We start from the raw sequence: 21,605 nt of genomic DNA, 5'->3' as shown, positions 1-21,605 counted from the left end.
GGTCCCGGTCCCTCAGGCCCGGGAGCCCGCTCAGGCGAGCGGGCTCCCGTCCAGATCGTCGAGGAGGGCGCGGGGGTCGTTGTAGACGGCCGCCGCGCCCGCCTCTTGCAGCTCCTCCCGGCTCCATCCGCCGCTGAGGACGCACGCGCACGGCATCCCGGCGCGCGCGGCGGCCTCGACGTCCCAGCGGGTGTCGCCGACGAACACGGCGCGCCCGGCGGGGACCCCGGCGCGCTCCAGTGCCAGTTCGACCAGGTCGGGGGACGGTTTGCTGGCTCCGACCTCCGATGACGAGGTGGCCTCGTCGATCGCGTCGTCGGCGTCCAGGGCCGCGCGCAGCGCCTTCAGCTCGGGGGTGGCCGCGGAGCTCGCCAGCACGACGCGGCGGCCGCGGCGGTGGCAGGCGCGCAGCAGGTCGGCGGCGCCGTCGAACGGCTTGAGCCGCGTCCAGTACTGCGCGTAGAGCGCGCTGTGCGCCGTCCGGATCGCGTCGTCGGCGTCGCGGTCCCGGTCGCTCGGCAGCAGGTGGTCGAGCAGCTTGTCCGAGCCCATCCCGATCGCCCGGTGGACGCTCGCCATCGGGACGGTGTGGCCGTGCTGCAGGAACGCCTGCCACCACGTCGTGGCGTGCAGGTAGTTGGTGTCGACCAGCGTCCCGTCGACGTCGAAGAGCACAGCATCGATCATGCCGGGGCCCTACCCGGCAGGCGCCGGGGGAACCGGCGCCGGCCGCACCGTTGGGCGCGCGTGCGGCCGGCGTCGGGGCTTCGGCGGCGGGCGTCCGGGACGCCGGACCGGTCCGTTGCCCGGAACTCTAGGCGCACTTTGGCGGCACGACAATAGCTGTTGGCGTATCGCCAATAACGAATCCGCTGGCGCTGGCGGCGCGACCGACCTGGGAGGCCGCGGCGCGCGTCACCGCGCGCAAGCGACCGCCCCGCGGCCGGAGTCGCGGGGCGGTAGGCAGACGGGGCCGGCGCGTCAGTGCTCGTGCACGATGACGCCCCGGATGTTCTTGCCGTCGCGCAGGTCCTGGTAGCCCTCGTTGACCTGGTCGAGCGTGTACCGCTTCGTCACGAGCGCGTCCAGGTCGAGCTTGCCCTGGTCGTACAGGCGCAGCAGGCGCGGGATGTCGTACTGCGGGTTCGCCGACCCGAACAGCGTGCCCTTGATCGTCTTCTCGAAGAGCGTGAGCACCGCGCCGGACACGTGGATCGTCAGCTTCTCCGGATGGGCGAGCCCGGTCACCACGAGCGTGCCGCCCTTGCCGATGACGTTGAACGCGGCGCCGACGACCTCCTCGTCCACCACGCCGACGGTCACCAGCGCCTGGTCGGCGCCCTGCCCCCAGGTCAGCTCCATCACCTTGGCGAGCGCCTCGTCCGCGTCGCCGAACGCGTGGGTGGCGCCGAGCTCGACGGCCTTGTCCCGCTTGAACGCGACGGGGTCGACCGCCACGATGTTGGCCGCGCCCGCGTGCCGGGCGCCCTGGACGGCGTTGATGCCGATGCCGCCGATGCCGAACACCACGACGGTGTCGCCGGGCCGGACGCCGCCCGCGTACACCGCGCTCCCCCAGCCGGTCGGGACGCCGCAGCCGACCAGCACCGCCGTCTCCAGCGGCAGCCACTCGTCGACCTTCACCACCGAGTGCTGCGAGACCGTCGCGTACTGGCTGAACGTGCCGATCATGCACATGGCGCCGTAGTCCTCGCCGCCGCTGTGGAAGCGGAACGTGCCGTCGGGCAGGTCGCCGTTCAGGATGGTGGCGCCCATGTCGCAGATGCTCTGCCGCCCCGTCGAGCAGTACCGGCACGTCCCGCAGTTGGGGATGAAGCTGCACACGACGTGGTCGCCCGGCGCGACCTTGGTGACGCCGGTGCCGACCTCCTCGATGACGCCGGCGCCCTCGTGCCCGCCGACGATCGGGAACCGCGGCACCAGGTCCCCGTCGGTGAGGTGCAGGTCGGAGTGGCACAGGCCGGCCGCGACGTAGCGGATGAGGACCTCGCCGTCCTTCGGCCCGTCCAGGTCGAGCTCGGTGATCTCGAACGGCTTGCCGGGTCCCGCGAGTACTGCTGCCCTGGTCTTCACGCGCCTGACCTCCGGTCCGTGAGTGAGGTACCTCACAACGTAACCCCGCGGGCGGTCCCCGGAAAGGGCGCGGGCCGGGGCGGGGCACGCCCGGCGAGCCGGACGCGCCCCGCCCTCACTCCGGGTTCTCGATCCGCACCAGGCCCTCGGCGACCGCCCACTCGATGGACGCGCGCAGCGCCCCGCAGTGCCGGATGCGGGCGCCCGGCTCCCCGGCCGCCACCCGCGGGGCGATCTCCCCGCAGGCGGCGCCCGCCGCGGCGGTCCACTGCACGCTGGTGTGCGGCGGGCTCTTCTTCTCGACCAGGACGCGGGCCCCGCACGCCCGGCACTCGACCGGCTGCACCGCTAGCTCCGCATCGACTCGGGGACCGTCGAGAACAGCACGCCGTTCGCCACGTTCTCGGCGACCTCCTCGCGCCACGTCTCGACGGCGCGGGAGGTGTCGATCTCGAACTCGAACCGGTCGGTCATCTCCGGCGTGACGTCCTCGACGTCCACGTAGAACTGCTTGTACCAGCGGCGCAGCTGGTAGACGGGGCCGTCCTGGTCGCACAGCAGCGGGTTGTCGATCGCGGTCTTGTTCTTCCAGATCTCGACGTCCTGCATGAAGCCGAGGCCGACGCCCTCGGCGACCTGCGCGGCGGTCGCGTCGGCCTCCTCGGCGGACATGCCGGGGAACTTCTTCACGATCACGCCCCACTGGAGCATGAAGGACGTCGGGCTGATCGGGTAGTGGCAGTTGATCAGGACGGTCTCGACCGTCATGTCCTCCGCCTTGTTCCACAGGTAGTCGATCATGTAGGACGGGCCGTAGTAGGCGGCCTCGGACTTCTGCTCGATCTTCTGCGGCGGGCCCGGGACGAACCCGAGGTAGGCGTCGTCGCGGGACGTCCCGTCGAAGAACTGGGTGGCGACGTGGCCCTCGAAGACGTTCTTGAAGTACGTCGGCAGCGCGTAGTGGATGTAGAAGAAGTGCGCCATGTCCACGACGTTGTCGACGATCTCGCGGCAGTGCGAGCCGTCCACCCGGAGCGTGTTCCAGGTCCAGTTGCTCCACTCGTCGCTGAACGCGCCCTCGATCCGCGGGATCGTCACCTCGGGCGGCGGCGGGTTGCCCTGCGGGTCGTTCCAGACGAACAGCTGCTTGTTCTCCTCCAGCACCGGCCACGCGCGGGTGCGGGCGCCGCGCGGCGCGCGCTTGGCGTAGGGGATGCCGGCGCACTTGCCGTCGCCGCCCCAGCGCCAGTCGTGGAACGGGCAGGCGATCGCGTCGCCCTTGACGGTGCCCTGGGTCAGGTCGCCGCCCATGTGGGGGCAGTAGCCGTTGAGGACGTTCAGCTTGCCGTTCTCGCCCTGGAAGACGACGAGCTTGGTACCGAACGCCTCGACGGCGTGCGGCCGGCCGTCGCGGAACGCGTCGGCCAGGCCGAGGCAGTGCCAGCCCCGGGCGAACCGCTCCGGGGGCGGGGCGGCCTCGATGACGCGGTGGTTCATGACGTGCCTCCTTGCGCGGCCGGCTCGTCGCCGGCGGCCTCGACGGTGGCTGCTTGCTGGGCGATGTGGGTGGCGGCGGCGTAGCCGAAGGTCATGGCGGGGCCGATGGTGGCGCCGGGACCGGGATAGGTCTCGCCGGTCACCGCCGACGAGCAGTTCCCGGTGGCGTACAGGCCCTCGATGGCGGACCCGTTCGCGCGCAGCACGCGGGCGTCGGCGTCGGTGACGAACCCGCCTTTGGTGCCGATGTCGCCGGGGACGACCGGGACCGCATAGAACGGGCCCTTCTCCAGCGGCGCGAGGTTCGGGTTCGGCAGCGTCGGGTCGCCGTAGTAGTTGTCGTAGGCGCTGTCGCCGCGCCCGAAGTCGGCGTCCTTGCCGGCGCGCGCGAACGCGTTGAACCGCTCGAAGGTCGCTTCGAGCCGCCCGGCGGGGACGCCGATCGCGGCGGCGAGTTCGGCGGGCGTGCTCCCGGACCTGAGGAAGCCGCTCTCCCGCCACTTCTTCGGGAACGGCTGGCCGGGGAACAGCCCGACGAACACGTAGCGGGCCTTGGCGCGCGCGTCGACGATCATCCAGGAGTCCATCGCGGGCGCGCCGTGCGCGTACATCCGGTCGACGAACTCGTGGTACGGCAGCGACTCGCGGGCGTACCGCTCGCCGTTCCCGTCCACGATCACCATGGACGGGATGGCGCGGTCGGCGACCAGGAAGAACAGCCTGCCGTCCGGGGTCGGGACGGACGGCGCGCCCCACACCTTGTCCATCAGGTCGACGGCGGCGCCGAGCCGCAGCCCGGCGCGGAGCGTGTCGCCGGTCTGGCCTTCGGCGGCGTGCGTCCACTCCGTGCTCGTCGGGGACGGGAGGTACCGCTCGCGCAGCGCCTGGTCGTGGGAGAACCCGCCCGCCGCGAGGACGACGCCGCGCCGCGCGCGGACCGTCACGTCCCGGCCGCCGCGGCGGACCGTGACGCCCGCGACCCGGCCGTCCTCGACCACCAGATCCCGGAACGGGCTGGACAGCCACAGCTCGCCGCCCGCCTCGGCGAGGGCGAGCCGCAGCCGCGCGACCAGCGCCTCGCCGAGCGACAGCAGGCGGCGTCCGGTCAGCAGGGCGCCGACCGCGCGGAGGCCGACGCGCGCGGACGCCCGCTTGCCCTGCCACGTCCGGGTGACCATGTTGATCTTGCCGAAGTCGGCGGAGGTCATCGTCAGCCCGTAGGTGGGGAGCCCGGCGCGGCGCATCTTCGCGAACTCGGGGCCGAGCTTGCGGCCGTCGACGATGCACGGCTCGACGGACCGTCCCTCCGGCTTCCCTCCCGGCGCCTCCGGGTAGTAGTCGGAGTAGCCCGGCGTGTACGCGAACCGCACCCAGCGCGTCCGGTCGTGCAGGAACCGCAGCATCTCCGGGCCGCGCGTCAGGTAGGCGTGCTTGCGCTCGCCGGGGACGCGGTCGCCGACCGTCGCGTCCATGTACGCGCGGGCGTTCTCCAGCGTGTCACGCTGCCCGGCCTCCTCCAGGTAGAGGTTGTTCGGGATCCAGACCGCGCCGCCGGACAGGGCCGTGGACCCGCCGTACCGGTCGGTCTTCTCCACGACGAGCGCGGTCAGGCCGTGCGCCCGGGCGGTGACCGCGGCGGTGAGGCCGCCCGCGCCGGAGCCGACCACCACGACGTCGTACTCGTGTTCTCGTTCCATGTTCCTTCTCCGGCTAGTGGAAGGCGCCGGCGGCGTAGTCGCCGCGGAAGTACAGCAGGGGGCCGCGGTCGCGCCGGTCGTGCAGCTCGCGGACGGCGCCCACCACGATGAGGTGGTCGCCGGCCTCGTGGACGTCCTCGATCGCACAGTCGATCGCCGCGAGCGCCCCGTCAAGGTGCGCGGTGCCGTGCGGCGAGGCCGTCCAGCCGACGCCGGCGAACTTGTCGGAGCCGCTCACCGCGAACGCCCGGCACACCTCCCGCTGGTCCTCGGCGAGGACGTTGACGGCGAAGCGGCCGGTCGCGGCGATCCGCGGCCAGCTCGTGGACGTGCGGGCCACGCAGACCATGACCAATGGCGGGTCGAGCGACAGCGACGCGAACGACTGGCAGGCGAGGCCGGCCGGGATCCCGCCGCCGTCCACCGACGTGACGACGGTGACGCCGGACGCGAAGCGGCCGAGCACGTCCCGGAACCCGGCTCCCGAATCCGGGCCGCTCATACCATCGTGTCCGTCACCTCGAAGCCCAGCGCGCCCTGCCCGTACAGGGTCAGCGCCCGCTCCGGGTCGTTGACGGCGTGGACGCGCCCGGCGTGCGCGTCGCGCCAGCCGCGCTGCACCGGGTGGCCCTCCTTGAGCGCGTGGCCTCCCGCGTTCTCGAACAGCAGGTCGACGGCCCGGATCGCGCGGGCGGTCGCCATCACCTGGTCGCGGCGGGTGCGCAGCCGCAGCTTCAGCGAGAACTCCCGGCCCGCCTCGGCCGCCGCCGTCAGCTCCCGGATGTTGCGCTCCATCAGCGTCCACGCGGCGTCGATCTCCCCCGCGGCGGTGGCGATGCGGACCTGCGCGTGCGGGTCCTCGGCCACCTTCTGGCCGCCGTAGGAGACGCGGATGCGCTCGCGCGTCGCCTTCAGGTAGGCGTCCAGGGCGCCCTGCGCGATGCCCGCGATCGGCATGCTGATCGTCGTGGAGAACACCGCCGCGAACGGCAGCCGGTAGAGCGGCGCCTTGTTGACCTCGTGGCCGGGGCAGTCGCACGCGGAGGTGTCGGTGAAGCTCAGCGTCCGGTGCTCGGGGACGAACGCGTCCTCGACGACGATGTCGTTGCTGCCGGTGCCGCGCAGCCCGATGGTGCGCCAGACGTCGTCGATCCGGTAGTCGGCGCGCGGCAGCAGGAACGTCCGCATGTCGACGGGGTTGCCGTCGGGTCCGGGGACGAGCCCGCCGAGGAACACCCAGTCGGCGTGGTCGCACCCGGAGGAGAAGCTCCACCGGCCGCTGACCCGGAACCCGCCGTCCACCGGCGTGATCTTCCCAGTCGGCGCGTAGGACGAGGAGATCCGCGTGTTCGGGTCGGCGCCCCACACGTCCTCCTGCGCCCGCACGGGGAACAGCCCGAGCTGCCAGGGGTGCACCCCGACGACCGAGGCGACCCAGCCGGTGGACCCGCAGGCCGCGGAGATCTCGCGGACCGCGGTGTAGAACGTCACCGGGTCCGCCTCGTGGCCGCCGAACGCCTTCGGCTGCAGCAGCCGGAAGAACCCCGTCCCGGCCAGCTCCTTGATCGTGGACTCCGGGACCCGGCGCGCCTCCTCGGCCTCGCCGGCCCGTGCCGCGATCGCGGGCACGAGGTCGCGCACCGCCTCCAGAACCTGCTCGCTCATGCGGGTCCCCTGCGGGGGGACGACCCCCCGCACCCCCCGGTTCGCTTCGCTCATGCTCGCTCCTTGCTCGGACATCCGTCCCCCGAGAGGCCGGTCAGGGTGATCCGGCTCACCCGGGAGTTGCGTGCACGCTAGGCATGGTGTTCCAATTAGAAATACCAACTTCCCGCTGAGCGGGAGACAAGCCGGGAGGAACAGCCCATGCCGGCACCCGCCGCGGCGTCCGCGCCGCCCCTGGAGTCCTCGATGCTGGCCCGCGCGGCCCGCATCCTGTACTGCTTCACCAGCACGAGCCCCGAGCTGTCGATGAGCGAGGTGGTCCGGCGCACCGGGCTGCCCCGCTCCTCGGTGCACCGCATCCTCGACCAGCTCGTCCGGCTGCGCGCCCTGGAACGGACCGGGTCGCGCTACCGGCTCGGCCTCGGCCTGCTCGAACTCGGCGCGCTCGCCGTGCACCAGAACCGGCTGCGCGAGACGTCCCTCCCCCACCTGCGCCGCCTGCACGAGGCGACCGGCGCGCTCGTGCACCTCGCCGTGCTGGACGGCCCCGAGATCGTCTACCTGGAGAAGATCGGCGACGTGCCGGACGGGCGGGTGCCCTCCCGGCTCGGCGGCCGGCAGCCCGCCTACTGCACCGGCGCCGGCAAGGCCCTGCTGGCGTTCGCCGGCGAGGACGAGCTGGCCGAGACGCTCGCCGCCGGGCTGCCCGCCCGCACCAGGTTCACGATCACCGACCCCGGCGCGCTCCGCCGCGAGCTGGCCTACATCCGCGACCACGGCGTCGCGTTCGACCGCGAGGAGGGGCACCAGGGCGTGTCGTGCGTCGCCGCGCCGCTCCGCGACGCGACCGGGCGCGCGGTCGCCGCGATCTCCGTCTGCGGGCCGCCGTCCCGGATGGACGCGCGCCGCGTCGTCCCCCCGCTGCTGACGACCGCCCGCGAGGTGTGGCGCGCCCTCTTCACCGCCGGGCCCCACCGCCGCGGCCGCTGACCGGCGGTGGTCTCCCGCTGATCGGGAAGGCGCGCGGGCGCGCTCGGCAGGGGTTCCTACGGTGTGAGCCACCTCTCACCACCCTTCCAGGAGGACCCCCATGCCTTCGATTCGTGGCGCGGGCGCCGTCGCGCTCATCGCCGGCGGCCTGCTCGTCTCCCCCGTCGCGGTCGCGGCGGCACCCGTCCCGGCCGCGGCGGCCGGCGCGGTCACATCGCCGCAGGACGCGCTGCAGGGCACCGTCAACTTCCGCGACCTCGGCGGATACCGGACGATCTCGCACGCGCGCGTCCGGCCGGGCCTGGTGTTCCGGACGGACGCGCTGAGCCGCACGACGGACGCCGACCTCGCCGCGCTGGCCGCGCTCGGCGTCCGCGAGGTCGTGGACTTCCGCACGCCGGCCGAGGTCGCGGGCGACGGCGCGGACCGGCTGCCGCCCGGCCTGGCCGTGACGGCGCGCCCGATCTCCGACGGCGGCATGTACGCGGCCGTGAACGCGGCCATCAGGTCGAAGGATCCGGTGAGGCAGGAGGCCGTCCTCGGCGGCGGGCGCGGCGCCGAGACCATGCGCGTGCTCTACCGGACCTTCGTCAGCGACGCCGGTTCCCGGGCCGCGTTCGGCCGGACGCTGCGCGACCTCGCAGGCCCGTCGCGGACGCCGCTGGCCTTCCACTGCACCAGCGGCAAGGACCGCACCGGCTGGATGAGCTACCTGCTGCTGCGCGCGCTCGGCGTCCCGGAGAAGACCGCCCGGAACGACTACCTCCTGTCGAACCGGTACCGGCAGGACGCCGACGCCGCCACGCGGGCGCAACTGAAGGCCGCCGGGTACATGCAGGACCCGGACCTGCTCATCCCGATCCAGGAGGTCCGCGCCGACTACCTGGACGCGGCGCTCGACCAGGTGCGGCGCTCGTACGGCACGCTCGACCGCTACCTGCGCGCCGGACTCGGCCTCGACGCCCGCACCGAGCCCCGCCTGCGCCACCGCCTCCTCGCCCGCTGACGGAGCGGGCGGGGTCAGCCCGTGGTCAGGCCGCCGTCGACCGGTAGCTCGGCGCCGGTGATGTAGGCGGACGCGTCCGAGGCCAGGAAGAGGACGAGGCCCGCGACGTCCTCGGGGACCCCGGCGCGGCCGAGCGGCACCCGCGGCGCCTTGCCCGGGCCGCGCTCCACGCCGATGCTCGCGATCATCGGGGTGTCGATGACGCCGGGATGGACGGAGTTGACGCGGATCCCGTCGGCGGCGAGGTCGAGCGCGGCGGAACGGGTCAGGCCGCGCAGCCCGGACTTGCTCGCGCCGTAGGCGGAGTGGCCGCGGATGCCGCGCAGCCCGGCCGTGGACGAGATGTTCACGATCGACCCGCCGCCCCGCGCGCGCATGGCGGGCACCACCGCCCGGATGCCGAGGAACGGCCCGACGAGGTTGATCCGCAGGATCTCCTCGAAGTTCTCGCGGGTCTCCTCGGCGACCGGGGCGGTGCGCCAGACCGCGGCGTTGTTGACCAGCACGTCCACGCCGCCGAACGCCTCCTCCGCGACGGCCGCGACGCGATCCCAGTCGCCGGCGGACGTCACGTCGTGCCGGACGAAGCGGGCGGCGTCCCCGATGGACGCCGCCACCGCCGCCCCCTCGTCCTCCCGCACGTCGGTGAGCACGACCCGGGCGCCGGCCTCGGCGAACGCCCGCGCCTCGGCCTCGCCCTGCCCGCGCGCGGCGCCGGTGACGATCGCGACCTTCCCGTCGAGCCTCATCCGCGGGACCCGGCCGTCCGCTCGGCGGCCCGGAAGTGCGGGATGACGGTCTCGCCCCACTGGCGGATCGTCTCCATGCACACGTCCTGCGGGACGGTGCCCATCTGGATCAGGCACATGATCTCGTCCACGCCGATGTCGGCGAGCCGCTGGACGTACTCGATCGCGTAGTCCGCGGTGCCGTAGGCGTGCTCGGCGTTGAAGGTGCCGGTGTCCTGCGGGCGGGCCGGGATGTTGGCCTCGTTGAGCTTGGCGACCAGCGCCTCCTTGTCGCGGGCGAGCGCGGCGATGTTGTCGTCGTCCTCGGTGTCCTCGGCGGGGGCGGGGCCGTTGCCGTACCAGTGCGCGATGGCCTCGGCGAAGAACCGCTGGCCGCGCGCGCCGATCCGGAGGGCGCGGTCGCCGTCGTCCAGCACGGTCGTCGGGCACAGCGCAACGAACTTGTCGGTGGTCTCGGTGCTGACGAGCCGCTCCGGGGTGCGCGTCCGGACGGTGTCCCAGTAGAGGTCGTACATCTCCTTGACCTCCTCGGGACCGGCGAAGCCCATCACCAGCGCGCCGACGCCGAGCGCGGCGGCGAGCCGGACCGTGTCGCGCTTCGAGCAGGCCATGTAGAGCGGCGGGTGCGGGGTCTGCACGGGCCTCGGCAGGATCTTCGCCGGGCCGACGTCGAGCAGGTCGGTGTGCCAGTCCACCTCGTCCTTGCGCCAGGCGTTGGCGAGGAACCGCAGCGACTCCTCCATCTGCGGGTAGGTCGCGGACGGCTCGACGCCGTACATGCCCATCTCCATGCGCGTGGAGCCGCGCCCGCCGCCGACGTCGAGCCGGCCGCCCGACAGCGCGTCCAGCATCCCGACCCGCTCGGCCACCCGGACGGGGTGGTTGTAGTTGAACGGCATGCAGATCACGCCGTGCCCGATGCGGATGCGGGACGTCCGCGCGGCGACCCAGCTGAGGAAGATCTCGGACGCGGTCATGTGGGCGTAGCGCTCGAGCCCGTGGTGCTCCACGGCCCACACGCGGTCGAAGCCCATCTCCTCGCCGTAGACGGCCTGCTCGACGCTGTCGAGCAGGAGCCGCCGCTCGCGCTCGGGGGTCGGGTTCGCCAGCTGGGCCTCGAAGATCATCGAGAACTGCATCGGGGGGCACCTCCAGTGTTCCGGTTCGAAATATTCCTAACAGATATATGTCGCCGCCGCCACATGACCGTCCGGCATATAGCGGCGGCTACGCTGGCCGGGTGAGCGACACGGCACCGCATGGCGGCACGGCAAAGGGCGGCACGGCGAAGGACGCGGCGGCGGAGGACGCGACGCCGAACCTCCCGCCGACCAGCTGGGCCGTGCTCGGGCTGCTCTCCTTCGGCGAGGAGCTGTCGGGCTACGACCTGAAGAAGTGGGCCGACTGGAGCCTCAAGTTCTTCTACTGGAGCCCCTCGTACAGCCAGATCTACGGCGAGCTGAAGCGGCTGGAGAAGATCGGGTACGCGACGTCCCGCGTCGAGCTGACCGAGAGCACCCGCGGCAAGCGCGTCTACGCCATCACCGAGGAGGGCATGGCCGCGGTGTCGCGCTGGGCACGCGAGGCGCCCGTCGAGCCGCCCGTCCTCAAGCACGGGGTCATGCTCCGGACCTGGCTCGGCCACCTGATGGAGCCGGCCCGGCTCCGCGAGATCCTCCGGCAGCACGGCGAGTACGCCGAGAAGATGAGCCGGCGCGCGGCGGCCGACGCCGGCGGCGCCGCCGAAGTGGCCGAATGGGCCTACCCCGAGCTGGTGCTGCGCTGGTCCCAGCGCTACTACGAGGCCGAGCGCGAGCTGACCCGCCGGATGCTCGCCGACCTGGACGAGATCGCCGCCGAGTCCGCGAAGGACGGGCCGCTCACCCCCTGAGCGCATGGCCGAAGCCGCCGCGGAAGAACAGCAGCGGCCGCGCGGCCCGCACGGCGGCGAGGTCGCGGACCCGCCCGATCACGATGGAGTGGTCGCCGCCCGGCAGCTCCCGCTCGACGTCGGCCTCGATCCACGCCAGCGCGCCGTCCAGCAGCGGCGAGCCGCCCGGTGCCGGCGTCCAGGACACCCCGGCGAACTTGTCCCGGCCGGCCATCGCCCGGCACAGCCCGCCCTGATCCGCGGCCAGCACGTTCACCGCGAACCGGCCCGCCGCGCGCACCCTCGGCCAGGTCGTGGACGCCGCGCCCGGGCAGAAGCACACCAGCGGCGGGTCCAGCGACAGCGACGAGAACGACTGGCAGGCCATGCCGACCGGCTCGCCCCCGTCCATCGCCGTGACCACCACGACGCCCGTGCAGAACGCGCCGAGGACCCGGCGCATCCGCTCCGCGCCGACCTGCCCCGCCGCCCCCTCCGCTCCCGCCGTCTCCTCCATCGTCGCGTGCGCCGCCATGCGTCCTCCTGATGCACCGAAGCGAAATATTTCTAATAGAAACATTCCGATTAGAAGCATCCCTGTGGTTCCATGTCAAGGCGCCCGGTCACCCCCGTCCGGCCCGAAGGAGCGACATGCCACCCCACCCCGCCCCCGCCACGATCCCCGCGCTCGTGCGGCACGCCGCCCGCGTCCACGGCGACCGCGAGGCACTGGTGACCGAGACCGCGCACGGCCCGGTCCGCCGGACGTTCGCGCAGCTCGGCGCCGATGTCGAGGCGGCGGCGCGGGCGGCGGCCGGCGCCGGCGTCCGGCCCGGCGACCGGGTGGCGATCTGGGCGCCGAACAGCGCGGAGTGGATCGTCGCGGCCCTGGGCCTGGTGAGCGCGGGCGCGGTGCTCGTGCCGCTCAACACCCGCTACCGGGCCGCCGAGGCGGCCGACATCCTGCGCCGCAGCCGCGCCACCGCGCTGTTCACGGTGCGCGGCTTCCTCGGCAACGACTATCCGGCGATGCTGGCCGCCTCCGGCGCCCGCCTGCCCGATCTCAGGCTGACCGTGCTGCTGGCGGGCGAGCCCGACGGCACCGCCGTGAGCTGGGCCGACCACCTCGCCGGCGGGGCCGCCGTGAGCGCGGACGAGGCGCGCGAGCGGGCGGACGCGGTGCGCGCCGAGGACGTGTGCGACATCGTCTTCACCTCCGGCACCACCGGACGCCCCAAGGGCGCGATGTCGACGCACGGCCAGACGCTCCGCGTCTTCGAGGCGTGGAGCGCGGTCGCCACGCTGCGGCCGGGCGACCGGTACCTGCTGATCAACCCGTTCTTCCACACGTTCGGCTACAAGGCGGGCGTGCTCGCGTGCCTGCTGAACGGCGCCACGATGCTGCCGGAGGCGGTGTTCGACGCCGAGCGGGCGGCGCGGCGGCTGGCCGAGGAGCGGGTCACCGTGCTGATGGGCCCGCCGACGGTCTTCTCGTCGCTGCTGGCGCTGCCCGATCGGCCGCCGCACGCGCTGCGGCTCGCGGGGACGGGCGCGGCCGACGTGCCGGTCGACCTCGTCCGCCGGATCCGCGCCGAGCTGGGCGTGCCGGACGTGTTCACCGCCTACGGGCTGAGCGAGGCGGCCGGTGTGGTGTCGGTCTGCCCAGTCGACGCCGACGCCGAGACCGTCGCGCGCACCACCGGCCCGGCGCTGCCGGGCACCGAGATCCGGATCGCCGCGGCGGACGGCCGGCCGCTGCCGCCCGGCGAGACCGGCGAGATCCTCGTGCGCGGCTACAACGTGATGAAGGGCTACCTGGACGATCCGGACGCGACCGCGCGGGCGGTCGACGCGGACGGCTGGCTGCGCACCGGCGACTGCGGCCGCCTCGACGAGCGCGGCTACCTGACCGTCACGGGGCGGCTCAAGGACATGTTCGTGGTCGGCGGGTTCAACGCCTACCCGGCGGAGATCGAGGGCGTGCTCGTCCGCCATCCGGCGGTCGCCGACGCGGCGGTCGTCGGGGTGCCGGACGAGCGGCTCGGCGAGGTCGGCGCCGCGTACCTGGTCCTGCGGGACGGCGCGGACGGGGCGGTCGGCGGCGAGGAGCTGACCCGCTGGCTGCGCGAGCGGCTCGCCAACTTCAAGGTGCCCCGGCACTTCCACGTCGTCGACGAGCTGCCGCGCAACGCGAGCGGGAAGGTCGTCAAGCGGGACCTGCGGGAGCGGGCGTGATCAGCCGGGGGCCTGGGTGGGCGTGCCCGCGGGCGGGACGGCCCGCCCGGAGGCGAGCAACTCGTCCAGGTCGGCGAGCATCTGGTCGGCCAGGTCGCGCTCGGCCGCGTAGTAGCGGGTCGCCCAGCGCGCCACCAGTTCGGGATAGGCCCAGCCGGACACGGACGCGGCGTACGAGCGGGAGTACTCCGCCTCCTCCAGCAGCCGCTGGGCGTCGTCGCGGTGCTCGGTCACGATCTGGCGGAGCCGCTCGGGCGTGGCCAGGTGGCCGAGCCACACGCGCAGGGCCGTCCCGTGCTTGAGGACGGGCGGCTCGACCGGGGCCCGCTCGACCCAGCCGCTGAGCGCGTCGCGGCCGGCGGGGGTGATGGTGTAGACGCGCCGGGACCGGCCGTCGGCGGCGGTGCCGAGCCGCGACTCGGCGTACCCGACGCGCTCCAGCCGCTTGAGCTCGGTGTAGATCTGGCTCATCGCGGGGCTCCAGTAGAAGAACCGCAGGATGTGCTCGGCCCACTGGCGGATCTCGTAGCCGGTCAGAGCCTCGCCGAAGGACAGCACGCCGAGCACGGCCCACGCGGTCGCGGGCAGCCGTTCGCCGGGCGGTTCGGAGGGGCGCGCCATGGCGACCAGCCTAGCCACCCGCCGGGGTCTGACGCGTCACACCCCGACACTTGATGTTCCAATTTGGAATACGCTGCAGAGAAAGCGCACGTCAGAGCGAGGAGAGGGACATGTCCGGACTGCGGGACAAGGTAGTGATCGTGACGGGCGGGGCCCGGGGCCTGGGCGCCGCGGCCGCCGCGCGGATGGCCCGGGACGGCGCGCGGATCGTCGTCACGGACCTGCTGGAGGAGCCGGGCGCCGCGACCGCGGCCGAGATCGGCGGCCTGTTCGTGCGGCACGACGTCACCGAGCGGGACGGCTGGCGGGCCGTCACCGAGGCGGCGCTCGGCGCCTACGGCCGGATCGACGGGCTGGTCAACAACGCCGGCATCGCGTCCAACTCGCTGATCGAGAACGAGTCCCCCGAGTACTTCGAGAAGGTGCTGAGGATCAACCTGTTCGGGGTGTTCCTCGGCATGCAGGCGGTGATCGAGCCGATGCGGGCGGCGGGCGGCGGCTCCATCGTCAACATCTCCTCCGCGGCCGGGCTGACCGCGCTGCCGCTGACCTCCGGGTACGGCGCGTCCAAGTGGGGCGTCCGCGGCCTCACCAAGATCGCCGCGACGGAGCTCGGCCGGCACCGGATCCGGGTCAACTCGGTGCACCCCGGCATGACCTACACGCCGATGACCGCCGAGCACTCCACCCTGGGCGAGGGCGGCTTCCCGCTCGCCGCGCTCGGCCGGGTCGGCGTGCCCGAGGAGATCGGCGAGGCGGTGTCGTTCCTGATCTCGGACGCGGCGGCCTACGTGACCGGCGCCGAGCTGGCCGTGGACGGCGGCTGGACCGCCGGCGAGGTCGTGATGATGGCGCAGGCGGCCGGCTGACCATGCCGCTCGACCCCCGCGCGCAGAAGATCGCCGCCGCGATGACGGCGGGCTTCCCCCCGATCGGCGCCGAGGTCACCGACGCGGCGCGGGCGCGGCGGCTGCTGGCCGCCGCGCCCGGTCCCGACCTCGAACCGATCCCCGTCGCCCGGACCGAGGACCGGACCCTGCACCCGGACCAGGGCGACCTGCCCGTCCGGATCTACTGGCCGGACGGCGCCGCACCGCACCCGGTCACGGTGTTCTTCCACGGCGGCGGGTTCACCCTCTGCGGGCTCGACAGCCACGACCGGTTCTGCCGGATCCTCGCGTCCGGTGCCGGGACGATCGTGGTCTCGGTCGACTACCGGCTGGCGCCCGAGCACCCGTTCCCCGCCGCGGTCGAGGACGCGCGGGCCGCCGTCGCCTGGGCGCACGCCAACGCCGCGTCGCTCGGCGGCGCCCCGGAGCGCCTCGCGGTGGCCGGCGACAGCGCGGGCGGGAACCTCGCCGCGGTCACGTGCCTCGCCGCCCGCGACGGGGCGGGCCCGCCGATCGCGTTCCAGGCGCTGGTCTACCCCGTGACCGACGCGGGGCAGGACACCCCGTCCTACCGCGAGCACGGCGAGGGGAAGTTCCTCACCGCGGCGCACATGCGCTGGTACTGGGAGCAGTACCTGGACGACCCGTCCGACGCGGACCACCCGTACGCCTCGCCGCTGCGGGCCCCGGACCTGTCCGGCCTGCCTCCGGCCTTCGTGCTCACCGCCGAGTGCGATCCCCTGCGGGACGAGGGGGAGGCGTACGCGGCGCGGCTCGCCGAGGCCGGCGTCCCCGTCGAGGTCCACCGGATCGAGGGCGCCTTCCACGGCGTCTTCGGCCTCGACCACGTGCTCCCGGCCGCCGTCGAAGCACGCCGGCTGACCACGGGCGCGCTCCGCGCCGCGCTCGGCACCGGGGCGGCCGGCGGGACGTAGCGGCGCGTCCCCGCTCAGGGCGCCCCCGGCACCAGCGCTTTGCCGCGATAACGATCTACTACGTGGGTTGTAGTAGATTAGAGGGAAGCGTACGTGAACGAGGCTTGGGGCTGCCGTGACGGGGGCGAGCGTGACGGGCCTGTGCGCCGCCCGCCCGGGACCGGCCGCGTCGGCCATGGCGACGACGCCTGCGGCCGTGCCGCCGGTGTCAGCCGCTCCGGCCGGGAGCGTCGCGCAGGGTCGCGAAGATGTCGTCGAGCAGGGGGCGCGCGGGCGTCCGGCCGTGCTCGACGTACCACTCGTGGCCGAGCGCCCAGCGGAACACCGGCCGGGGAAGCCTGAGCAGCACCGCCAGCGTCCGGACGCCCGTGTCGGCTCCGGCCTGCGTCGCGTGGGCCGCCATCGCCGCGCGCTTCTGGCGGGCGAAGCGCCGCACGTCCACCCGGTGGGTGAGCGCCTCGGGGGCGCTGTAGGCGGCGGCGAACCGGGACGGCGAGAAGTCCGCGGGGACGCCCGGCAGCCGGACGACCAGCGCGAGCGCGCGGCGCAGCAGCCGCCGGTCCACCGTGGCCTCCAGCACGACGCGGGTACCGGCGAGCTCGGCCGCGCGGGTGCCGACGCGGTGCACCTGCACGTGGTCGGGGTGCCCGTACCCGCCCGCCGGGTCGTAGACGGTCAGGACGTCGGCGCCCTCCTCGTCCAGGATCGCGGCCAGCCGCGCGGCGGCCTCCTCCACGTCGGCGTGCGCGAAGGAGCCGGGGGCGCCCGACGGATCGGACGCCATGCCGGAGTCGGCGTAGCCGAGCCATTCGACGCGGGCGCAGCCGAGCGCGCGGGCGGAGTCGCGGAGCTCGGCGACGCGCCGCTCGCCGAGCCGCCCGTCCTCGCGGTCGGCGGACGCCGCCAGGCCCGCCTCCCCCACCGTCGCCATGACGAGGACGACCCGGTGGCCGCCGGCGGCCGCGCGGGCGAGGGTCCCGGCGGTCAGCAGCGCCTCGTCGTCGGGGTGGGCGTGGAAGGACACCAGCGTGTACGGCACCGGTCAAGTGTGCCGGAGGGGAACGCGGGCCCGGCGCGGGGAGCCCGGCGATGAGGATCGCGCACCTGACGGACTACTACCTGCCGCGGCTGGGCGGGGTGGAGATGCACGTCCATGATCTGGCGACCCGGCAGCAGGAGGCGGGCCACGACGTCACCGTGATCACCTCGTCGGCGCGCCCCGCCGGGCTCCGGCGCCGGGACCCCGCGATGCGGGAGGACGGGAACGGGCCGCGCGTGCTGCGGCCCACCGAGCGGATGGCGTTCCCGACGACGCTGAACCCCGGCGGGATCGTGGCGGGCCGGCGGCTGGCGCGGTACGGCAAGTACGACGTCGTGCACGTGCACGCGGGCCCGTTCACCCCGCTGGCCGTCGCGGGCGCCACGCTGGCCGCCCGGATCCCGACCGTGGTGACGGTGCACTCGCTGATCTCCTACATGGAGCCGGCGTTCCGGGTGCTGGACGCGGCGACGGGCTGGTCCGCACTGCCGGCCGTGTGGACGGCCGTGAGCGACACCGCGGCCGAGCCGGTGCGCCGCCTGGTCTCACCTGCCCCGGTGTTCGTGCTGCCCAACGGCATCGACGCGCAGGAGTGGCGGGTCGATCCGCTGCCCCGCACGCCGGGCGAGGTGCTCGTCGTCGCCGTCATGCGGCTGGCGCCGCGCAAGCGGCCGCACCACCTGCTGCGGATACTGCGGCGGGCGCGGGCGGCGCTCGGCCCGTCCGCCGGGCTGCGCGCGGTGATCGTCGGGGACGGGCCCGAACGCCGCTCCATCGACCGCTACCTGCGCCGGCACGCCATGACCGGCTGGGTCGAGCTGCCCGGACGGCTGGAACGCGACGGGATCCGGGCCCTGTTCCGGCGCGCCGACCTGTTCGTCGCCCCCGCCGTACTGGAATCGTTCGGCATAGCCGCCCTTGAGGCGCGGTGCGCGGGCCTGCCCGTCATCGCGCGCACCGAGGGCGGCATCGGGGAGTTCGTCACCGACGGCCAGGACGGCCTGCTGGCCGCGAGCGACGGCGCCATGGCCGACGCGATCGTCCGGCTGGCGTCCGACGAGGCGCTGCGGGCCCGGATGGCCGCCCGCGCCCGCGCGGTCCAGCCGCCGGTGACCTGGCCGGGCGTGCTGCGCCGCACCGAGGACCTGTACGGCCTGGCCATGGAACGGCTGGACAGGGCGCCCGACGGGCGGCCCGAGAGAAGGGTGGGCTGAACCGTCCGCGCGTTGCTCCCGCGCCCCGCGGCGCACGACACGGGCCCGCGCGCCGCCGGAAGGCCGCGCCGCACGAGGCCGTGGCTCGTCGGCGAGCTGCTGATCGTGCTGGTGCTGCTGAAGGTCTACGACTACGTGCGCTCGCTCGCCGACGCGCGGCACGGTGCGGCGCTCGCGCACGGCCGGGACGTCCTCGCCGTGGAGCGCGACCTGCACCTGGACGTCGAGCTCGGGCTGAACCGGTGGCTGACCGGGCATCACGGCATGGCGTGGGCGTCCGTGGAGTGGTACCAGCGGGCGCACATCGGCGTCACGCTGACCGTCCTCGCCTGGTGCTACATCGCCGGGCCGGACCTCTACCGGCCCGCGCGCAACGCCCTCGTCCTGACGAACCTCGCCGGGATGACGGTCTTCTTCGTCCTGCCGGTGATGCCGCCGCGGCTGCTGCCGGGCGCGGGGTTCGCCGACTCGGTGGCGCTCGCCGGTTTCGGGACGACGCACGGCGGCCCGGTGCCCGCCGACCAGTACGCGGCGATGCCGTCCCTGCATCTGGCGTGGGCGACGTGGGTGGTGGCGGTGGCGGTCGCGCTCCTGCGCCGCCACCGGGCGCGCTGGCTCGCGGCGCTGTACCCCGCGACGACCGCGTTCGTCGTCATGGCGACCGCCAACCACTTCCTGCTGGACGTCCTCGCCGGGATGGCGGTGACGGCGGCGGCGGTCCTCGCGACCGACCTGGTGTGGGCCGGGAACGGGACGGTCCGCGCGGGCGGTCAGATGATCCGGCGGCGCAGCAGGACGGCGAACACGCAGGCGCCCGGCAGCAGCGGCAGCCAGACGGTGATCAACCGGTACCCGACGACCGCGCCGAGCGCTGCGGCCGACGGCACGCCCGCCCACACGAGCCCGGCGACCAGCACCACGTCCAGCCCGCCGATGCCGCCGGGCGAGGGCACCAGGGCCGAGACCGAGGAGACGACGAGGTAGACCACGACGACGCTGGTCACCGTGATCGGGACGGACAGGCTGCGCAGCACCGCGAACAGCACGAGGCCGTGCAGGAGCGGCGAGGACAGCGAGCCGAGCCACAGCGCGGTGGCACGCCCGGGGTGCCGCAGGACCGTGCCGAGCCCGGCGAGCTCGTGCCGCAACTGCCGCCCGCCCGCCGCGACGCGGGACCGCAGGACGCGGGCGAAGCGGGCCGGGCGCAGCCACACCAGCGCGACCGCCGCGGCGACGACGGCGGCCGCGAGGCCGCCCTCGATCCACGGGTTCTCGGCGACGGCGGCGGCGACCTCCCGGGGCCGCGGCCAGTGCCGCTCCCCCAGCATGCCGAGCGCGGACGGGACGCCCGCGACGGCGACCGCGAGCAGCAGCAGGTGCGTCACCAGCCCGGCCAGCGAGTTCAGCCCGACCGAGCCCATCGCGGCGCCCCGGGTCAGCCCGCAGCGCCGCAGGAACCGCACGTTGATCGCGATGCCGCCCGACCCGGCGGGCAGCAACTGGTTGGCGAACGACGCGGCGACCTGCACCGCGAACAGCCGGCCGACCGGAGGCCGCACCGGCATCGAGCCGAGCTGGGTGACGGTGCCCACGCACCACATCGCGGCGGTGGCGAGCGCGGCGAGCAGCAGCCAGGCCCGGTCGGCGCCCATGAGGCTCTCGCCGCCCGCGTCGAGCGCGACCCGGTGCATGAGCGCGAGGACGACGACCGCGCCCGCGACCGCGGTGCCCAGCACGACGCGCGGCACCGACGCCTCTGCCGACAGGACCCGTCCGAGGGCCGCGAGCACCGCGCGCGGGGAACCGGGGGTGCGCGCCGAGCCGGGTGTGCGCGCCGAGCCGGGCGTGCGCGGGGTCGCGCGGCGGCGGCCCGCCGGGGCGTCCGGTCCCCCGCGGGCCGCGTCCTGATCAGCTCCGGAAGGTGTCACTCTCCGCCCCGTCCGCTCGAACGTCCCCTGCTCCGGCCCCGTGCGCGCCCTGCCCGGCCGCGTGCCCCGCCGGCGCCGCCGCCGCGTCGGTCACCGCGTCGAGCGCCGCGTTCTGCACCGCCAGGTGGGCGACCAGGCAGCCGGCGGTGAGCACCGCCGCCAGCGGCCGGCGCCGCGCCCGGATGAGCGCCCGCACGCAGCCGGCCGCGGCGGGCACGGCCGCCAGCGCCCCCGCGGTGAGCAGGAAGCCCGCCGCCGTCCCGGGACCGGCGAACGCCCCCGGCACCAGCATCCACGCCGCGACGGCCATCGGCAGCAGCGCGTTGCCGGGCCGCCGCCCGCCGGACGCGGCCACCAGCCCGCCGACGGCGAGGAACACCGCCACCGCCGCGACGCCCGACCAGCCGGGCCAGCCGTCCACCCATCCCGACCCGCGCGCCGCGGCGCGCTGGGCGCGCTGGACGGGTTCCGACCCGGAACCGCCGTGCTCGTGCACGAGCCACGCCGTCATGTCCAGGACCAGCCCGGCCAGGACGCTGACGACCGCCTCGCGGTGCCGCCACGCGGGGACGACGGCCAGGGCGGCGCACAGCGGCAGGACCAGCCACAACGCCTGCGACGGCCGCATCGCCGCGACGAGCGCGAGGCTCGCGGTGAGCCCGAGCATCGCGGGGTAGTCCTGCCGGTCGCGGGCGACCCGCAGGAAGCATCCGGCCGCGGCGAGCGCCCCGAGCGCGCACCACAGGTCGGGCATCGCCTGGGACCCGTAGAGCTGCGCCGCCCACAGCCCGCCGAACAGCACGCCCGCGCCCGCCAGCGTCTCGGGGCGGTGCAGGGGCCGCCACGCCCACAGCGCGGCGAACAGCCCCGCGCCGGAGGCGACCGCGAGGTAGATCCGCATCGCCGCGGTGGAGGAGGTCGCCTGGACGACCGGGGCGACCAGCGCGACGGTCGCGTGCCCGCGCGACACGTCGAGGAAGGCGCCCGGGTCGCCGCTGCGGGCCTGCCACACGTTGCCGACCTCGCCCGCGCCGAGCGTCATGCCGGCCGGGACGAAGCGCAGCTGCGCGGCGGTGAACGCCAGCGCGACCACCGTCACCCAGGGGACGGCGCCGTCGGCGCTCCCCGTCCGGGGCGGTGCGTTCACTGCGGTCGGCATGGTCTCTTTCTACTAC

21 protein-coding genes and 1 pseudogene are annotated in these 21,605 nt (G+C 74.6%); 8 read left to right on the top strand and 14 right to left on the bottom strand.

The window, feature by feature from the left end:
- Positions 1-30: 30 nt before the first annotated feature.
- From ABT299_RS27160 to hsaA, 7 genes are all read right to left on the bottom strand, one after another.
- Complete coding sequence (locus ABT299_RS27160) at positions 31-687, bottom strand: HAD family hydrolase (RefSeq protein WP_500252428.1); 657 nt, start codon at positions 685-687, stop codon at positions 31-33.
- 294 nt (positions 688-981) lie between these two features.
- Positions 982-2,094, bottom strand: coding sequence for an NDMA-dependent alcohol dehydrogenase (locus tag ABT299_RS27155; RefSeq protein WP_500252427.1), 1,113 nt, complete (start codon positions 2,092-2,094; stop codon positions 982-984).
- Between the two features lie 115 nt (positions 2,095-2,209).
- The gene (locus tag ABT299_RS27150; RefSeq protein ID WP_190866708.1) at positions 2,210-2,440 is read right to left on the bottom strand and encodes a hypothetical protein; all 231 of its coding nucleotides are present in this window, start codon (positions 2,438-2,440) and stop codon (positions 2,210-2,212) included.
- 2 nt (positions 2,441-2,442) lie between these two features.
- Positions 2,443-3,591: a 3-ketosteroid-9-alpha-monooxygenase, oxygenase component gene (locus tag ABT299_RS27145; RefSeq protein WP_500252426.1), complete on the bottom strand. Its 1,149-nt coding sequence runs from the start codon at positions 3,589-3,591 to the stop codon at positions 2,443-2,445.
- A complete protein-coding gene (locus tag ABT299_RS27140; RefSeq protein ID WP_500252425.1) occupies positions 3,588-5,288 on the bottom strand; it encodes an FAD-binding protein in 1,701 nt (566 codons plus the stop codon). Before ABT299_RS27140 ends, ABT299_RS27145 begins: the two co-directional genes overlap by 4 nt.
- 13 nt (positions 5,289-5,301) lie before the next feature.
- The gene (locus ABT299_RS27135; RefSeq protein ID WP_500252424.1) at positions 5,302-5,790 is read right to left on the bottom strand and encodes a flavin reductase family protein; all 489 of its coding nucleotides are present in this window, start codon (positions 5,788-5,790) and stop codon (positions 5,302-5,304) included.
- The gene (hsaA, locus tag ABT299_RS27130; protein WP_241756413.1) at positions 5,787-7,007 is read right to left on the bottom strand and encodes a 3-hydroxy-9,10-secoandrosta-1,3,5(10)-triene-9,17-dione monooxygenase oxygenase subunit; all 1,221 of its coding nucleotides are present in this window, start codon (positions 7,005-7,007) and stop codon (positions 5,787-5,789) included. Before hsaA ends, ABT299_RS27135 begins: the two co-directional genes overlap by 4 nt.
- A 147-nt stretch (positions 7,008-7,154) precedes the next feature.
- On the opposite strand from hsaA, the gene ABT299_RS27125 reads away from it, so the two are divergent.
- Together ABT299_RS27125 and ABT299_RS27120 are read left to right on the top strand one after the other, a co-directional pair.
- On the top strand, positions 7,155-7,943 hold the full coding sequence (locus tag ABT299_RS27125; protein ID WP_387032999.1) for an IclR family transcriptional regulator: 789 nt from the start codon (positions 7,155-7,157) through the stop codon (positions 7,941-7,943).
- Between the two features lie 100 nt (positions 7,944-8,043).
- Positions 8,044-8,949, top strand: coding sequence for a tyrosine-protein phosphatase (locus ABT299_RS27120; RefSeq protein WP_500252423.1), 906 nt, complete (start codon positions 8,044-8,046; stop codon positions 8,947-8,949).
- Positions 8,950-8,963: 14 nt separating this feature from the next.
- Here ABT299_RS27120 and ABT299_RS27115 read toward each other — a convergent pair whose 3' ends face one another.
- Together ABT299_RS27115 and ABT299_RS27110 are read right to left on the bottom strand one after the other, a co-directional pair.
- The gene (locus ABT299_RS27115) at positions 8,964-9,698 is read right to left on the bottom strand and encodes a glucose 1-dehydrogenase (protein WP_500252422.1); all 735 of its coding nucleotides are present in this window, start codon (positions 9,696-9,698) and stop codon (positions 8,964-8,966) included.
- Entirely contained in the window at positions 9,695-10,837 is a 1,143-nt protein-coding gene (locus tag ABT299_RS27110; RefSeq protein ID WP_190866722.1) for an LLM class flavin-dependent oxidoreductase, read from the bottom strand. Before ABT299_RS27110 ends, ABT299_RS27115 begins: the two co-directional genes overlap by 4 nt.
- A gap of 101 nt (positions 10,838-10,938) precedes the next feature.
- On the opposite strand from ABT299_RS27110, the gene ABT299_RS27105 reads away from it, so the two are divergent.
- Complete coding sequence (locus ABT299_RS27105; RefSeq protein ID WP_387033004.1) at positions 10,939-11,589, top strand: PadR family transcriptional regulator; 651 nt, start codon at positions 10,939-10,941, stop codon at positions 11,587-11,589.
- On the opposite strand, the gene ABT299_RS27100 is transcribed toward ABT299_RS27105, so the two are convergent.
- Positions 11,579-12,103, bottom strand: a complete 525-nt coding sequence (locus ABT299_RS27100; protein ID WP_500252421.1) for a flavin reductase family protein — start codon at positions 12,101-12,103, stop codon at positions 11,579-11,581. The genes ABT299_RS27105 and ABT299_RS27100 overlap by 11 nt on opposite strands.
- A gap of 116 nt (positions 12,104-12,219) precedes the next feature.
- Between ABT299_RS27100 and ABT299_RS27095 the strand changes: the two genes are divergently transcribed.
- Positions 12,220-13,803: a FadD3 family acyl-CoA ligase gene (locus tag ABT299_RS27095; RefSeq protein WP_500252420.1), complete on the top strand. Its 1,584-nt coding sequence runs from the start codon at positions 12,220-12,222 to the stop codon at positions 13,801-13,803.
- Here ABT299_RS27095 and ABT299_RS27090 read toward each other — a convergent pair whose 3' ends face one another.
- A complete protein-coding gene (locus ABT299_RS27090; protein WP_190866730.1) occupies positions 13,804-14,424 on the bottom strand; it encodes a PadR family transcriptional regulator in 621 nt (206 codons plus the stop codon).
- A gap of 110 nt (positions 14,425-14,534) precedes the next feature.
- Between ABT299_RS27090 and ABT299_RS27085 the strand changes: the two genes are divergently transcribed.
- Both ABT299_RS27085 and lipP1 read left to right on the top strand, forming a co-directional pair.
- On the top strand, positions 14,535-15,293 hold the full coding sequence (locus ABT299_RS27085; RefSeq protein WP_387033009.1) for a glucose 1-dehydrogenase: 759 nt from the start codon (positions 14,535-14,537) through the stop codon (positions 15,291-15,293).
- A gap of 2 nt (positions 15,294-15,295) precedes the next feature.
- Positions 15,296-16,249 carry a LipP1 family hormone-sensitive lipase gene (gene lipP1, locus ABT299_RS27080; protein WP_500252419.1) on the top strand — a complete coding sequence of 318 codons (954 nt, stop codon included), beginning with the start codon at positions 15,296-15,298 and terminating at the stop codon, positions 16,247-16,249.
- A gap of 208 nt (positions 16,250-16,457) precedes the next feature.
- On the opposite strand, the gene ABT299_RS27075 is transcribed toward lipP1, so the two are convergent.
- Positions 16,458-17,288: a PIG-L family deacetylase gene (locus tag ABT299_RS27075; RefSeq protein WP_500252418.1), complete on the bottom strand. Its 831-nt coding sequence runs from the start codon at positions 17,286-17,288 to the stop codon at positions 16,458-16,460.
- A 50-nt stretch (positions 17,289-17,338) separates the two neighbouring features.
- On the opposite strand from ABT299_RS27075, the gene ABT299_RS27070 reads away from it, so the two are divergent.
- Both ABT299_RS27070 and ABT299_RS27065 read left to right on the top strand, forming a co-directional pair.
- Complete coding sequence (locus tag ABT299_RS27070; protein ID WP_500252417.1) at positions 17,339-18,502, top strand: glycosyltransferase family 4 protein; 1,164 nt, start codon at positions 17,339-17,341, stop codon at positions 18,500-18,502.
- Positions 18,503-18,607: 105 nt separating this feature from the next.
- Positions 18,608-19,213, top strand: a pseudogene (locus ABT299_RS27065) (phosphatase PAP2 family protein); the annotation flags it as partial.
- Between the two features lie 59 nt (positions 19,214-19,272).
- Here the strand turns inward: ABT299_RS27065 and ABT299_RS27060 are convergent.
- Entirely contained in the window at positions 19,273-20,430 is a 1,158-nt protein-coding gene (locus ABT299_RS27060) for a lysylphosphatidylglycerol synthase transmembrane domain-containing protein (protein WP_500252416.1), read from the bottom strand.
- On the bottom strand, positions 20,411-21,589 hold the full coding sequence (locus ABT299_RS27055) for a hypothetical protein (protein ID WP_500252415.1): 1,179 nt from the start codon (positions 21,587-21,589) through the stop codon (positions 20,411-20,413). Before ABT299_RS27055 ends, ABT299_RS27060 begins: the two co-directional genes overlap by 20 nt.
- Between the last annotated feature and the right edge of the window lie 16 nt (positions 21,590-21,605).

The organism is Spirillospora sp. NPDC000708 (assembly GCF_040299565.1).
Lineage (GTDB): Bacteria > Actinomycetota > Actinomycetes > Streptosporangiales > Streptosporangiaceae > Spirillospora.
This window is presented reverse-complemented; position numbering and strand designations above follow the sequence as displayed.